General features: G+C 70.4%; 12 protein-coding genes. 8 read left to right on the forward strand and 4 right to left on the reverse strand.

Annotated features, from left to right (window positions below; all coding sequences use genetic code 11):
* Window positions 1-13: 13 nt before the first annotated feature.
* Window positions 14-841, reverse strand: coding sequence for a Nif3-like dinuclear metal center hexameric protein (locus tag AMYBE_RS0126210; RefSeq protein ID WP_020662364.1), 828 nt, complete (start codon window positions 839-841; stop codon window positions 14-16).
* A gap of 40 nt (window positions 842-881) precedes the next feature.
* Between AMYBE_RS0126210 and AMYBE_RS0126215 the strand changes: the two genes are divergently transcribed.
* The 3 genes from AMYBE_RS0126215 (at window position 882) to AMYBE_RS0126225 (ending at window position 3046) form a co-directional block, all read left to right on the forward strand.
* Window positions 882-1343 carry a low molecular weight protein-tyrosine-phosphatase gene (locus AMYBE_RS0126215; RefSeq protein ID WP_020662365.1) on the forward strand — a complete coding sequence of 154 codons (462 nt, stop codon included), beginning with the start codon at window positions 882-884 and terminating at the stop codon, window positions 1341-1343.
* Between the two features lie 48 nt (window positions 1344-1391).
* A complete protein-coding gene (locus tag AMYBE_RS0126220; protein ID WP_020662366.1) occupies window positions 1392-2231 on the forward strand; it encodes an SURF1 family cytochrome oxidase biogenesis protein in 840 nt (279 codons plus the stop codon).
* 206 nt (window positions 2232-2437) lie between these two features.
* Window positions 2438-3046, forward strand: a complete 609-nt coding sequence (locus AMYBE_RS0126225; protein WP_020662367.1) for an FMN-binding negative transcriptional regulator — start codon at window positions 2438-2440, stop codon at window positions 3044-3046.
* A 20-nt stretch (window positions 3047-3066) separates the two neighbouring features.
* Here AMYBE_RS0126225 and AMYBE_RS0126230 read toward each other — a convergent pair whose 3' ends face one another.
* The gene (locus AMYBE_RS0126230; protein WP_020662368.1) at window positions 3067-3966 is read right to left on the reverse strand and encodes a cobalamin biosynthesis protein CobD/CbiB; all 900 of its coding nucleotides are present in this window, start codon (window positions 3964-3966) and stop codon (window positions 3067-3069) included.
* A gap of 25 nt (window positions 3967-3991) precedes the next feature.
* Window positions 3992-4699 (reverse strand): FadR/GntR family transcriptional regulator, encoded by a 708-nt coding sequence (locus AMYBE_RS0126235; protein ID WP_027928025.1) that lies wholly within the window; start codon window positions 4697-4699, stop codon window positions 3992-3994.
* Between the two features lie 102 nt (window positions 4700-4801).
* Between AMYBE_RS0126235 and AMYBE_RS0126240 the strand changes: the two genes are divergently transcribed.
* Both AMYBE_RS0126240 and AMYBE_RS0126245 read left to right on the forward strand, forming a co-directional pair.
* Window positions 4802-5296 (forward strand): gluconokinase, encoded by a 495-nt coding sequence (locus tag AMYBE_RS0126240; protein WP_020662370.1) that lies wholly within the window; start codon window positions 4802-4804, stop codon window positions 5294-5296.
* Window positions 5293-6675, forward strand: a complete 1383-nt coding sequence (locus AMYBE_RS0126245; protein ID WP_020662371.1) for a GntT/GntP/DsdX family permease — start codon at window positions 5293-5295, stop codon at window positions 6673-6675. Before AMYBE_RS0126240 ends, AMYBE_RS0126245 begins: the two co-directional genes overlap by 4 nt.
* Window positions 6676-6935: 260 nt before the next feature.
* On the opposite strand, the gene AMYBE_RS0126250 is transcribed toward AMYBE_RS0126245, so the two are convergent.
* Window positions 6936-8342 carry an FAD-binding oxidoreductase gene (locus AMYBE_RS0126250; protein WP_020662372.1) on the reverse strand — a complete coding sequence of 469 codons (1407 nt, stop codon included), beginning with the start codon at window positions 8340-8342 and terminating at the stop codon, window positions 6936-6938.
* Window positions 8343-8464: 122 nt separating this feature from the next.
* On the opposite strand from AMYBE_RS0126250, the gene AMYBE_RS42365 reads away from it, so the two are divergent.
* The 3 genes from AMYBE_RS42365 to AMYBE_RS0126265 all read left to right on the forward strand — a co-directional run bounded on the left by AMYBE_RS42365 (window position 8465) and on the right by AMYBE_RS0126265 (window position 13231).
* The gene (locus tag AMYBE_RS42365; RefSeq protein ID WP_020662373.1) at window positions 8465-11989 is read left to right on the forward strand and encodes a BTAD domain-containing putative transcriptional regulator; all 3525 of its coding nucleotides are present in this window, start codon (window positions 8465-8467) and stop codon (window positions 11987-11989) included.
* Window positions 11990-12371: 382 nt separating this feature from the next.
* Window positions 12372-12725, forward strand: coding sequence for an ArsR/SmtB family transcription factor (locus AMYBE_RS42370; protein WP_051125000.1), 354 nt, complete (start codon window positions 12372-12374; stop codon window positions 12723-12725).
* Window positions 12722-13231, forward strand: a complete 510-nt coding sequence (locus AMYBE_RS0126265) for an SRPBCC domain-containing protein (protein WP_020662375.1) — start codon at window positions 12722-12724, stop codon at window positions 13229-13231. Before AMYBE_RS42370 ends, AMYBE_RS0126265 begins: the two co-directional genes overlap by 4 nt.
* Window positions 13232-13359 lie beyond the last annotated feature (128 nt).

The following is a 13359-nucleotide window of genomic DNA, read 5'->3' on the forward strand; positions in this document are numbered from 1 at the left end:
TGTGCTCCCTGATTCACTGTGCAGCTGGGCGGGTGGCGCGCACGGTCCACGGGTCGGTGCACCGCGTGGAGACGTGAGCTTCGACGGTACCCGCAAAGGCCGCGCCGACCTGCGCCGAGGCCAGTCCGCACCACGGCCACTCGCTGGCCCAGTGCGTGACGCCGACCAGCGCGGGGGCCTGCCCGGAGCCGGCGAGGTGCTCGCTGGCCGGGTGGTGGCGCAGATCCGCGGTCACGTACGCGTCGACGCCTGCGGCGGTCGCCTTCGCGAGATACGAGTCGCCGGCCCCTCCGGACACCGCGACCGTGCGGATCGGGCGGTCCGGGTCTCCGGCGCCGAGCACGCCGGGCACGGTGGCCGGCAGTGCGTCGGCGACTCGCTGCACGAACCGTGCGAACGGCTCGGCCGCGGGCAGCTGCCCGATGCGGCCGAGTCCGGTGCGGCTGCCCGGCTCGTGCGGGTCGAGCGGCCGCTCGACCTCGAGTCCGATGGCCGCGGCGAGCGCGTCGGACACACCGGGGTCGGCCGAGTCGGCGTTGGTGTGCGCGCAGTAGAGCGCGATGCCGCCGCGGATCATGCGGTGCACCAGCGAGCCCTTCGCGGTGTCCGCGGGAACGCCGTGCACGCCGCGCAGCAGCAGCGGGTGATGCGCGACGATCAGCTGCGCACCGAGCTCCTCGGCTTCGGCGATCGTCTCCTCGACCGGGTCGACGCAGAACAGGACGCGGTCGACGTTCTCGGCCGGGTCTCCGCAGACCAGTCCGACGGCATCCCAGCTCTCCGCGAAGCGGGGCGGATAGCTGCGTTCGAGTACGGCGATGATCTCGGCTAAAGCGGGCACTGTGGGATCCTCGCACGATCGCTCTGGGAGACTGCCTGCCATGCCTTCGCTGGTCTTCGTCTGCTCCGGGAACATCTGCCGCTCGCCGATGGCCGCGCTGGTGTTCCGCGCGAAGCTGGCCGACGCGGGCCTCGCCGGCGCGGTGCGCGTGTCCAGCGCGGGCACCGGTCCCTGGCACGCCGGCGAGCCGGCCGACCGCCGGGCGCGTGCCACGCTGGCGGCGCACGGCTACCCGACCGAACACGTCGCGGCGCAGGTCAGCGACGAAGACCTCGAAGCCGACCTCCTGCTCGCCGCCGACGAAGACCACCTGGACTACCTGCGATCGCGGGTCGAGGACTCGTCGCGGGTGCGGTTGCTGCGGTCCTTCGACCCGGCGGCCCCGGAACGAGCCGAGGTGCCGGACCCGTATTACGGCGGCGACCAGGGCTTCGAGGACGTGCTCGCGATGATCGAGCGAGCCGTGCCAGGGCTGCTGGACTGGGTCCGCGAACAGCAGTGACATCAGGTCCGGGTGTGCGCACCGAGCGCGACCGCCTACCGTAGGGGGGTGCGGTTGCGGTTCCTGCTCCGGCCCGGGTGGCTGGCGTTGACAGTGGTGGTGTTCACCTTCGCCATCTGCTGTTACACGCTGCTGGCCCCATGGCAGTTCCGGCGTGACAGCGAACAGGTCACCCAGAACAATGCGCTGACCACGTCGTTCACCGCGAAGCCGGCCCCGGTCGCGCAGCTGCTGCCGCCGGGCACCTCGCCGGGCAAGAACACCGAGTGGCACCTCGTGTCCATCACCGGCACGTACCTGCCTTCGGCGGAAGTTGTCGCGCGGCTGCGCACTGTGCAGGGCGAAGGCGCGTATGAAGTCCTCACGCCGCTTCGCGCCACCGACGGCACCGTGTACCTCATCGACCGCGGCTATGTCGGGCTCAGCAGCAACTCCGGCGTTCTCCCGTACGCGGCAGCGCCCGGCGGTCCGGTCACTGTCATCGCGCGGGTGCGAAGCGACGAGACCGACCCGAAGCACCGGGACGCGTTCTCCGACGCGTCGACGAACGGGAAGCTGCAGAGCTACACCGTCGACTCACGAGTCGTCGCGAAGGCGTCCGGGCTGGACATCCGGCCGGGGTATTTCCAGCTCGACGCGAATCAGCCCGGTGTGATCAGCCCGCTGCCGTTGCCCCAGCTCGAGTCCGGGCCGTACTTCTCGTACGCGCTGCAGTGGCTGGCGTTCGGCACGATGGCGCTGCTGGGCTGGCTGTACTTCACGATCCGCGAGCTGCGTCCCGGCGGTGCGCTGACCATCGAACGGCCCGAGCGGGCGACGCGCAACCGGCGCAAGTCGGTCGCCGAGATGCTCGCCGAAGACGAGGACGAGTTCTCCCCGACCTCGTAAGGTGCAGTAGTGACGCCTGAGCGGCCGGACCAGTTTGCCGGTCCGTGAAGGACCCCTTGAGGGAATCAAAGTCCCGGAAGGGGCCCCTCACGGACAGACCAGCGGATGTTCGGCGCGCACCACCCGAAGACACGCTTTGAGTGGCCTGATTCTTTCCTGGAAAATTGGACCTTCAACCGGGCCACTGGCGGGATGATACTGGCCGCATGCTGATCCACCCCTGGGATGCCGCGGACGAGGACGAATGGCGGTCCTGGCTCGCCGGGCACGATTTCGGCGAGCTGGTCGCCGGCGGCCGCGGCCGGGATCTGCCGGTGGTCGTGCCGACGCATTTCGTTTTCGACGGCGCCGCGACGATCTGGCTGCATCTGGCGCGGCCGAACCCGGTGTGGCCGCTCTTGGAAGAACATCCGCGCGCCCTGCTGACGGTGACCGGCGACTACAGCTACATCCGCTCGGAGTGGAACACCGCCGACGACCCCGCGCTGGGCGTGCCGACGTCGTACTACGCGAGCGTGCAGCTGGCCTGCGACGTCCGGCTGATCGACGACCCGGAGGAGAAAGCCGGGCTGCTGAACCGCCAGCTGGCCCACTTCGAACCGGACGGCAAGCGCACCCCGGTGTCCGCTGTGGACGCTCCGGACCGGCGGCTGCTGCCCGGGATCCGCGGAATCGAGCTGAGCGTCACCGAGGTGCGGGCGAAGTTCAAGTACGGCGGGAACAAGCGGCCGGAGGACCGGCGGCGGATCGGGGCGCTGCTGTCCGAACGAGACGGTCCGCTCGACGCGGAAGCCGCGGCACACCTCAAACCTTGACGCTCACGAAACCTTGACGCTCACGCGTTTCGGCGCCGCACCCCGCTGGCCACCGCCACCACGACCGACGTCGCGGCGGCCAGCCAGCCGACGACCCGGGACAGTTCGACCGCGCGCGTGACGTGACCGGCGTCCGGGTTGCGGCCGACGCCGAGCACCGGCAGTTCGACCACGCCGTGCGGGTACTCGGTGCGGCCGCCGACGCGGATCTCCAGCGCACCGGCGAACGCCGCCTCGACGCGGCCGGCATTGGGGCTCGGGTGCGCGATCGTGTCGCGCCGCCAGGCCCGCCACGCGCCGCCCGCCGAGCCTCCGACGACCGGTGCGCCCAGCACGGTCAGTGCGGCGGCGACGCGGGTCGGCAGGAGGTGGACGAGTTCGTCCAGCCGGTCGATGACCCAGTGTCCGGGCAGCAGGCGGCGCAGCAGGCCGACGGTGCGGGTCGCGAGCAGCCCCGGCACTCCGGCGACCGCGCCCCACAGCAGCGGCGCGACGACTACCTCGGACGTGTTCTCGGCCAGAGTTTCCACTGCTGCCCGGGAAAGCCCGATCATGCTCAATCCCTCGGTGACCCGGGGGTCCAAATCGGACAGTGTGCCGCGCGCCGGTTCGAGGTGGCCCTCTTCGAGATCGCGGGCCAGCTCGGTGCCCTGGGTGGCCAGCCCGGCCGCCCCGACGACCGCCCAGGTCGCGACCGCGGTGGTGGCCGCCTGCACCACCGGGCTGCGCCGGCCGGTGCGTTCCGCGACCACCCCGGCGAGGACGGTCGCGCCGGCGATGCCGAGGCCGGTCGAGCGCCGCGCGCCCGTCGCCGCGACGACCCTGCGGAAAGCCGTGACCGGTGGACGGTGCCGCGGATCGCCGAGGGCACCGTCGGCAGCCAGGCCGAGAATCAAGCCGATTGCGCGCGCCGCGCTCACTGGTAGCCCCCCGGACGTGGACGATTCAGTCGCCGAGATTACTGGACACCGCAGCGGCGATTTCTTCGCGTGCCTGCTCGACGATGTCGCGCATCGCGCGTTCGGCGCGGGCCGGGTCGGAGAGCGCGACCGCCTCGGCGACCTCGACGTGCAGCGCCACCGCCTCGGGCTGTGGCTCGTCCGGCATCAGGCCGTGCTCGGTGCGCCCGGCGAGCACTTCGGCGACCACCGAGGACAGCTGCGCGAACATCGGATTCCGCGACGCGGTCAGCAGCAGATCGTGGAAGGCGACGTCGTGGGCCAGGAATGTGTCCAGATCCCGGGCCCGCGCGGTGCGCTGCAGGTGCACGGCCAGCGCGCGGATGCGGCCGCGCTCCTCCGGCGTCGCCCGTAGTGCCGCGAACCGGGCGGCGCACGGCTCGACCGCGGAGCGCAGCTCGGTAAGCGTGCGCAGCGCGGCCGCCCGGTCCGCCCCGTCGAGCTGCCAGCGGATCAGCCTGGGGTCGTAGTGGTTCCACTCGGCCGGCTCGCGCACCGTGACGCCGACCCGGCGACGGCTGCTGGTCAGCCCCATCGTCTCCAGGACCCGGACGACTTCCCGGGCCACCGTGCGCGACGCCCCGAACCGCTCCTGCAGCTCTTCCGAACGCAGCACGGCGCCCGGCGCGAGCTCGCCGCTCGCGATCGCCGCCCCCAGTTCGTCGAGCACCTGCTCGTGTCGATCACTCCCCACCTGGCCAATCTAGCGCTCTGATTCGATTAAGTACTACTTCTTCTTGATTAAGTACTACTTTTGAGTTTGACTCTGCGGAGCACAAAGACGTGGGAGGTGCGGATGACGGTCATCGTGGTGATGGGCGTATCGGGCTCGGGCAAGACGACGGTCGGAACGGCGGTCGCGAAGGAACTCGGGACCAGGTACGCCGAAGCGGACACCTTCCACCCGCAAGCGAACATCGACAAAATGACCGCGGGTCAGCCGCTCACCGACGAAGACCGGGCGCCGTGGCTGGCCGCGATCGCGTCCTGGATCGGCGAGCACCACGAGAACGGCGCGGTGGTCAGTTCGTCCGCGCTGAAGCGGCGCTACCGCGACGTGCTGCGCGGCGGCGGGGACGTGTGGTTCCTGCACCTGCACGGTTCACGCGACCTGCTCGCCGAGCGGATGAAGACCCGCACCGGTCATTTCATGCCGGTTTCGCTGCTGGATTCCCAGCTCGCCGACCTCGAACCGCTGGAGCCCGACGAGCCCGGCGCCACCTTCGACATCAGCCATCCGCCCGCCGAACTCGTCCAGGCGGCACTCACTGCGTTCCGGGAGCGCGCATGACTACCCTCGCCACCACCGCCCTCGCAGCCGGCTGGACCGGCCACGACACTCGGCTGATCGTCGCCACGGTGCTCGCCATCGCCGTGATCGTGGTGCTGATCAGCAAGGTCAAACTGCATCCGCTGCTGGCGCTGACGCTCGGCTCCGGCGCGCTCGGCCTGGTCGCCGGGATGCCGGTGGACAAGCTGTTGAAGAGCTTCACGACCGGCGTCGGCAGCACCGTCGCGTCAGTCGGCGTATTGATCGCTTTCGGTGCCATGCTCGGCAAACTGCTCGCCGATTCGGGCGGCGCGGACCGGATCGTGGACACCGTGCTCGGCCGGGTCCGCGGTCCCGGCCTGCCCTGGGCGATGGCGCTGGTGGCCGCGCTGATCGGGTTGCCGATGTTCTTCGAGATCGGCCTCGTGATGCTGATCCCGGTGGTGCTGCTGGTCGCCAAACGCAGCGGGAAACCGGTGCTGTTGCTGGGAATCCCGGCACTGGCCGGCCTGTCGGTGCTGCACGGCCTGGTTCCGCCGCACCCCGGCCCGCTGGCCGCCGCGGGGTCGCTGAACGCGAACGTCGGCCTGACTCTGGCCCTTGGCCTGCTGGTCGGCATCCCGACGGTGATCATCGCCGGTCCGTTGTTCGGACGGCTGGCCGCCAAGATGGTGCCGGACGCGACTCCGCCCGAGCGGCTGGTGCCCGAATCGCAGAGCACCGATCCGCAGCACCGGCCCAGTTTCGCCGCGACGCTGTCCACCGTGCTCTTGCCGGTGGTGCTGATGCTGGCCAAGGCGCTGTCGGACATTCTGGCGGACAAGGGAAACACCGTCCGCCGGGTGCTGGACTTCATCGGCGACCCGCTGGTCGCGCTGCTGCTGGCGGTGCTGGTCGGAATGGTCGTGCTGGGCCGCCCGGCCCGGCTGAACCGCGAACGCCTGTCGTCGGTCATCAACGACTCGCTGGCTCCGATCGCGGGCATCATGCTGATCGTCGCCGCGGGCGGCGGATTCAAGCAGACCCTGGTGGACGCGGGGGTCGGCGACGTGATCACCAGCCTGTCCAAGGGCGCGAACCTGTCGCCGCTGCTGCTCGGCTGGCTGGTCGCGGTGGCGATCCGGCTCGCGACCGGCTCGGCCACCGTCGCGACCGTCTCGGCGGCCGGCATCGTGGCTCCGCTGGCCGCGACCCTCGATCCGACGCACAACGCCCTGCTGGTCCTCGCCGTCGGAGCCGGGTCGCTGTTCTTCTCGCACCTGAACGACGCCGGGTTCTGGCTGGTGAAGGAATACTTCGGGATGTCGGTCGGGCAGACGCTGAAGAGCTGGTCGGTGATGGAGACGGTGATCTCGGTGGTGGCGATCGCGCTGATCTTGCCGTTGGGCGCGTTGCTTTAGCCACTCGTGATCCCGATGTCTTGACACCGTAGGCGCGGCGATCCCAGGTCCGTGAAGGGCCCCTTGACGGAATCTAAGTCCGGCAAGGGCCCCTTCACGGCAGTTCCGCCCGGAAGCGAACAGAATCACGTGAATCTAGCTGGCGGCCGTGAGCGGGCTTCCCTTCCAGGAAGCCCGCTCACGGCCGTTATCGCTTTTCCCCGGCCGGTTGTCCCCTGCGCTGGCGATCGCTCAGTCCGGGCACCGGCCGCGGGATCAGGTCAGGGCCGGATGTTCTGATTGAGGTGGAAGACGTTGTCCGGGTCGTACCGGCGTTTCAGGCTGACCAGCCGGGCCAGCTTCTCCTCGCCGTACGCCGCGCGGACCCGGTCCTCGCCTTCGATGCCGAGGTTGTTCACGTACACGCCGCGGGAGTACGGCGCCATCGCTTCGGCGAACGACCGGAGGTGGGCACGCCTGGCGTCGTCTTCGGCGGGGTCGGTCCAGTTGCTCGCGGTGAGGAACTCGAACTTGGCGCCCCGATGCCCGACCGCCGTGTCCTGCTCGCCGACCCGGGCGACCGCGCCGCCGCGGGTCTGCAGTGAGCCGGTGATCGGCGGATGCCCCTGGCCCGCAGTGGTTCCGCGGGCTAGGAATGCCTCGATCGCCGCGTCGGGCAGGTCCCACAGGTAGTGCGACTTCCAATACCGGCGCAGTCCGTGCCGCCATCCGGCGTCATTGCCGCACTGCAGGTCGAGGTAGGAGACCGGGCCGGCCGTCTCGGCGAGCGGAGAAGCCGCGGCACGCAGCTGCCGGTCGAGGCGCAAACCGTCTTCGACTGCGCCGACGTGCACGAACGTCAACGTCACCACGGGTTTGCCGTGGTGTTCGGCGGGCACCGGAGTGTCCCGCTCCGCATCCCACACCGAGGCCACCCACGTTGTTTCGTCGCTGGCGTCCTCGGCGAACTGGCGCAATGCCCGCAGCACCCGCGCACCGTCCTCGAGTGCGTAGAAGGCGGTTCCGGTCGCGACCATCGGGCCGACCGGGTGCAACTCGAACTCGAACGCCGTCGTCACGCCGAAGTTGCTGCCCGCGCCCCGCAGCCCCCACAGCAGGTCGCGGTCGCCCGCTTCACTCGCGACCACGACGGTGCCGTCGGCGAGCACGACCTCCGCGGCACGCAGGTTGTCGCAGGCGAGCCCGTGTTTTCGGGCGGTCCAGCCGAATCCGCCGCCGAGGGTCAGGCCGGCGACGCCGGTGTGCGAGACGAATCCGCTGGTGACCGCCAGATTGTGGCGCTGGGTCTCCCGGTCCACCGAAGCCAGCAAACTGCCCGCTGGCACGAATGCCCGGCGAGTGCCCGGGTCGACACGGACCGTGCCCAGACCGGACAGGTCGATCGTCACCGCTTGGTCCGCGACCGAAAGTCCGGCGATGCTGTGCCCTCCCCCGCGCACCGCGATTTCCAGACCGCGTGCTCGGGCTGCGCGCAGCACGGCGGCCACGTCCGCGGTGCAGCGGCAGCGTGCGATGAGTGCGGGGCGCCGGTCGATGCATCCGTTCCAGACGCGGCGAGCACGGTCGTAGCCGGGATCGGCTGGGAGAACAAGGTCGCCGGAGAAGACCGAGCGAAGTTCCTCGGCCGCGTCCAGGGCCGCTTGCTCGATGTCTGCGAGAGCATCCATGGCGAGGCTCCTGTTCTGTCGCTGGCGTCACGAACAGTGTGCGCACCGGCACTAAACACCGGCTAGATGCCGGGCACCCCCGCGCTGAGGCACCATGGAGGCCACGGCGAGGAGGCCGGTCGATGGAGTTCCGGATCCTGGGGCCCGTCGCGGTGATCGGCGACGACGGCAGCGGAGTCCCGCTCGGGCCGCCCCGCCAGCGTGCCCTGCTGGCAACGCTTCTGATGCACCTCGGCGAGCCGCTTCCGGTCAGCCGGTTGATCGAGTTGTTGTGGGGCGACGCGAAGCCGACGTCGGCGGTCACCATCGTGCACGGTTCCATCAGCGGTTTGCGGCGCGCATTGGCGGCGGCCGATCCGGGAGCAGCGGACTTGCTGGCGACCGAACCGGGAGGATATGTCCTGCGAGCGCGCCCGGACCAGGTCGACGCGCTGCGGTTCGAGCAGTTGCTCAGCCGGGGCCGGAACGCGCTGCCAGCGGACCCGGAGAGCGCGTCGGCGGCACTGGCCGAGGCGTTGGCGCTGTGGCGGGGCCCGGCTTTGTCTGATGTGGACACTCCAGTCGCGACAGAGACCGCGGCCAGGTTGAACGAACTGCGGTGCGACGCTTTCGAAACGAAGGCGGAAGCCGATCTCGCGCTCGGCAGGCACGCCCACCTGGTGGACGAGCTGGAAGCCTGGACGGCCCAGCATCCGCTGCGCGAACGGTTGCGCGCGCACCTCATGGTCGCGCTCTACCGCAGCGGACGGCAGGCCGACGCATTGGCTGCCTACCAAGCCGCCCGTCGCGCTTTGCTTGACGAACTGGGTGTGGAGCCAGGACCGGTGCTGCGGGACTTGCACCGTGCGGTACTGCAGCAACACCCGTCCCTCGATCCGCCGGATGCGACCCGGCCTCGCGCCCGGCTGCCGCGGCCGCTCGGCGCGTTCGTCGGACGCGACCAGGAACGCGCCGAGGTCACCGCTCTGCTTGACGCGCACCGGCTGGTGACGCTCATCGGCGCGGCGGGCGTCGGGAAGACCCGGCTCGCGATCGAGGTCGGACGGGCCGCGGCGGCACGGTTTCCCGCTGGTGTCTGGTTTGTCGATCTGGCTCCGTTGACCGCGTCCGCGCTCGTGACACACACCGTCGCCGGCGCGCTCGGCCTGCGCGCCGAGCCCGGATCGACGCTGCTCGACACAGTGTCCGCCGCGCTGGGCCATCGCCGCGGATTGCTGATTCTCGACAACTGCGAACTGGTCATCGAAGGCTGCCGGACGCTGGTCGAGGCTCTCGCCGCGGCGGGTGCCGAGGCACGAGTCCTGGCCACCAGCCGCGAATCGCTCGGCATCGCCGGTGAGGTCGGCTGCCCGGTCCGGCCGCTTCCCGTGCCGGGCCAGGACGCGTCCTGGGAACGAGTAGCGGCGAGCGAGGCGGGGTGGCTGTTCGCCGCACGGGCGGCGACGACCCGGCCGGGGTTTCGGGTCACCGAGGGCAATGCCGAGGTCGTCGGCGACATCTGCCGGCGTCTCGACGGCCTGCCGCTTGCTCTGGAGCTGGCCGCGGCACAGGTGGCCACCTTGCCGCTGCGCCGGATCCGCGACCAGCTCGACCACCGGTCGCGCCTGCTGGACTCCCGGGAGGGCACGACCGGCGGCAGGCACCACGGCCTCGATACCGCCTTCGACGGCAGCTACCGCTCGCTCAGCGAGCCGGAACGGATCGTGTTCGCGCGGCTGTCGGTCTTCGCGGGCGGATTCACGCTGGACGCCGCCGAGGCCGTCGTCGCGGACGCCGAACTTCCCAGCTCGGAGGTGGCTCGCCTGCTGTCCGGGCTCGTCGCTCGCTCGTTGGTTCAGCTGGAAGAGGTCGCACCGGCTCGCGGCCGGTACCGCATCCTCGAACCGCTGCGCCGCTACGCCTATAGCCGTCTCGTCGAACGCGGCGAAGACATGGCGGCTGCCCGGCTGCACGCCCGCTATTTCCGCTACGTCGTGGAGGAAACCGAGCCGAACCTTTACCGAGCGGGTTCCGCGCGGTGGCTCGACCGGCTCCGCGCGGACAGCGGGAACTTGCGCGCCGCGCTGGAGTGGGCGTTCGGCGAGCACGGCGACCGCGAACTCGGCGCGAGACTCGCGTCGGGACTTTGGCACCGGTGGGACCTCGCCGGCACCCGGGTCGAAGGGCTGCACTGGCTCGACGCCGGACTGGCGGCCACCAGCCAGTCCCGAACCGCCCTCCGAATGCGCTTGCTCGCCGCGGCGACGCTGCTCCGGCTGGGCCTCGGCGAACTCGCCACCGCTCAGCGTCTGGCCGACGAACAGCTCGCGCTGGCCCGATCCGTCGGAGACCGCAGATGGGAAGGCGACGCGCTGACCCGCATCGGCATGGTCAGCTGGGCCCGCGGCGACCCGGCCGCGGCGCATCGGCCGCTGGAGCAAGCGGTGCGAGCGCTGCGGGCCTCCGGCGACCGCTGGCGCGAAGCGATCGCACTCGCGCACCGGGCGCGGGCGCTGCGCGATGACGATCAACTGGCTGCGGCACAAGCGACTGCGGAGTCCGCGCTGGAGGTGGCGCAGGAGGTCGGGGAGGACGCCATCCTTGGCGTTTGCCTGGATGTCGGCAGCACTATCGCCAACCTGCAAGGCCGCGTTGGCCGTGCGACCGAGCTGATCGCGTTGGCACTACAGCACTACCGGGCCGTCGGGTATCGCGAGGGGGAGGCGTCCGCGTTGCATGTCACCGGCCTGCTGGCGCTGGCGGATCAACCGGAACGGGCGCGCGATTCCTTTCGGACGGCGCTGGAACTGTGTATCGCATCAGGACACCGCGCCGGCATAGCCGCGAATCTGGAAGGTCTTGGCCGCGCGCTGCTCGCATCCGGTGCCCGCTCGCGCGCGGCGGCGTTTCTTGGTGCGGCTGCCGCACAGCGTGCGCGCATCAGTGTTCCGGCGTCGGCCACCGCCCGGCCCGCGTTGGACGCCGCGCTGGGACGGCTGCGGTCCGAGCTCGGCGCTGAGGAGTTCGAGCGAGCCAGCAGCCGGGGCGGGCAAGCGTCGCCGGATGAGCTGGTGGAATGGGCCGCCGAGACCGGCACTGGAGCGCCACTGGCCTCGGTGACGTTCGTCTATGCGGATGCCGAGACCGAGCGGCTGGCTCCGCTGCTGGACCGGGAGGCGTTGGCGTCGCTCTCCGGATGGCTCGACCGCACGCTGCGTTCCTGCTGCACGGACTACGGGGCCGAGCGGATCCGCCGGAAGGGGCGGGGCTACCTCGCGACGTTCCGCGATGCGGCGACGGGGTTGCGGTGTGCGTGCGAGATTCAGCAGAGAATGGCGGAACATCGGCGTGCGCACGGGTTCGCGCCGCGGATTCGGGTCGGGGTGGATTGCCGGAGCGGTCCCGGTAAGGACACGGCCATGGGTGCCGGGACTGGGGACCTCGTCGGCGCGGCCGAGTCCGACGACGAGGCCACCGCTGTCGCCGTCGGCGCGGCTCGGGCTGCGGGCTACGGCCGGGTCTCGGCGACCCGCTCCGCAGTCGAGGCGGCGAAGGGTGCGTTCCCTGCCTCGGCGTTCGGGCCGTTGGGCCCTGCCGCGGGGATACCGGAACTCGGCGAAGCTGCCGGGCCGGTCGAGGTCGCGATCGTCGAGTGGTCCGCGCGGTGACCCACCGGATCGTGCGGGCTGAGCGGGTGCTGCCGTCGATTCCGTCTCGGGAGTGAACTCGACTCGCAACCTCCTTCGCCGCGGTTAAGAGCGTGTCTCACTTGGCTGTTGGTTCAAGCGCGGCACGTCCGTGAAGGGCCCCTTGAGGGAATCTGAGTCCCTCCAGGGGCCCTTCACGGACATCCGTGCGCGATCTCGGCAACCCAGCCCACCGAGACTCGCTCTGAACGCTGCTTGGCAGTCCTTCACCCTCCGGTGCCCGTTCACGACAACTCACGCCGGCTAGGGCGCTCCTCGTCCGCTCCGGGCCGCCCCCTCCGCTCCGGAGTCCTCGAGCGGCCGACCGTTGACACGTGACCATATGGTCACCTATTCTGGATTCATGCCCGACGAGGACCTGGTTTTCCGGGCACTGGCGGATCCGACCCGCCGGTTCCTGCTCGATCTGCTCTACGCGCGTGACGGCCGCACGCTCACCGAGCTGGAGTCCGAAGTGGACATGAGCCGGTTCGGGGTGATGAAGCACCTGAAGCTGCTCGAGGAGGCCGATCTGGTCGTCTCGCGCAAGGAAGGCCGGGAGAAGCGGCACTTCCTGAACCCGATCCCGATCCGGCAGATCCACGACCGCTGGATCGACAAGTACACCGCGCCCCGCGCGTCGGCGCTGCTGGGCCTCAAGGCCGAGCTCGAAGCCGGAACATCCGCGCAGGCAAGAGAAACCGAGGAGTCACCATGACCGAGACCACGACCGTGCAGGTCAACCGGGTGTACATCAAAGCGACCCCGCAGGCGGTGTGGGACGCCATCACCCAGCCGGAGTGGACGCAGAAGTACGGCTACAGCGGCTTAGCCGACTTCGACCTCAAGCGCGGCGGGAAGCACCGCACCAAGCCGACGCAGGAGTTCATCGACGCGGGGTTCACCAGCGATCTCCTCGAAGGCGAAGTGCTCGAAGTCGAGCCGCCGCGCAAGCTGAAGATCACGTGGAAGCTGCTGATGGACCCGGGCCTCACCAGCGAGCCGTACACGACGATCACCTACGACATCGAGGAAACCCAGACCGCGGGAACCCGGCTGACCGTCACCCACGACGTCACCGGCGCGCCGAACCACGCTGCTCTGGTGTCCGGCGAACGCGAGGACATCAACGCCGGCCCGGGCGAGAACGCCGGAGGCGGCTGGGCATGGGTGTTGTCCGACCTGAAGTCCGTGCTGGAGACGGGCAAGAGCATCGCCGCCTGACCAACGCGGAGGCGGGGCGGCCGCGATCACCACCCGCCCCGCCCCAATGTGGCATTGGGTGCATCTGACGCACCCAATGCCACATTCGGAGCATCTGACGCACCCAATGCCACATTGGGGGCGGGCCG

Origin of the sequence: Amycolatopsis benzoatilytica AK 16/65 (assembly GCF_000383915.1) — a bacterium.
Classification (GTDB): Bacteria; Actinomycetota; Actinomycetes; order Mycobacteriales; family Pseudonocardiaceae; genus Amycolatopsis; species Amycolatopsis benzoatilytica.

Excerpts from the sequence above, each read along its gene's own strand:
- AMYBE_RS0126215 (WP_020662365.1), top strand. The coding sequence starts at position 882 with ATGCCTTCGCTGGTCTTCGTCTGCTCCGGGAACATCTGCCGCTCGCCG.
- AMYBE_RS0126225 (WP_020662367.1), top strand. The coding sequence starts at position 2,438 with ATGCTGATCCACCCCTGGGATGCCGCGGACGAGGACGAATGGCGGTCC.
- AMYBE_RS0126240 (WP_020662370.1), top strand. The coding sequence starts at position 4,802 with ATGACGGTCATCGTGGTGATGGGCGTATCGGGCTCGGGCAAGACGACG.
- AMYBE_RS0126245 (WP_020662371.1), top strand. The coding sequence starts at position 5,293 with ATGACTACCCTCGCCACCACCGCCCTCGCAGCCGGCTGGACCGGCCAC.
- AMYBE_RS0126250 (WP_020662372.1), bottom strand. The coding sequence starts at position 8,342 with ATGGATGCTCTCGCAGACATCGAGCAAGCGGCCCTGGACGCGGCCGAG.
- AMYBE_RS42365 (WP_020662373.1), top strand. The coding sequence starts at position 8,465 with ATGGAGTTCCGGATCCTGGGGCCCGTCGCGGTGATCGGCGACGACGGC.
- AMYBE_RS42370 (WP_051125000.1), top strand. The coding sequence starts at position 12,372 with ATGCCCGACGAGGACCTGGTTTTCCGGGCACTGGCGGATCCGACCCGC.
- AMYBE_RS0126265 (WP_020662375.1), top strand. The coding sequence starts at position 12,722 with ATGACCGAGACCACGACCGTGCAGGTCAACCGGGTGTACATCAAAGCG.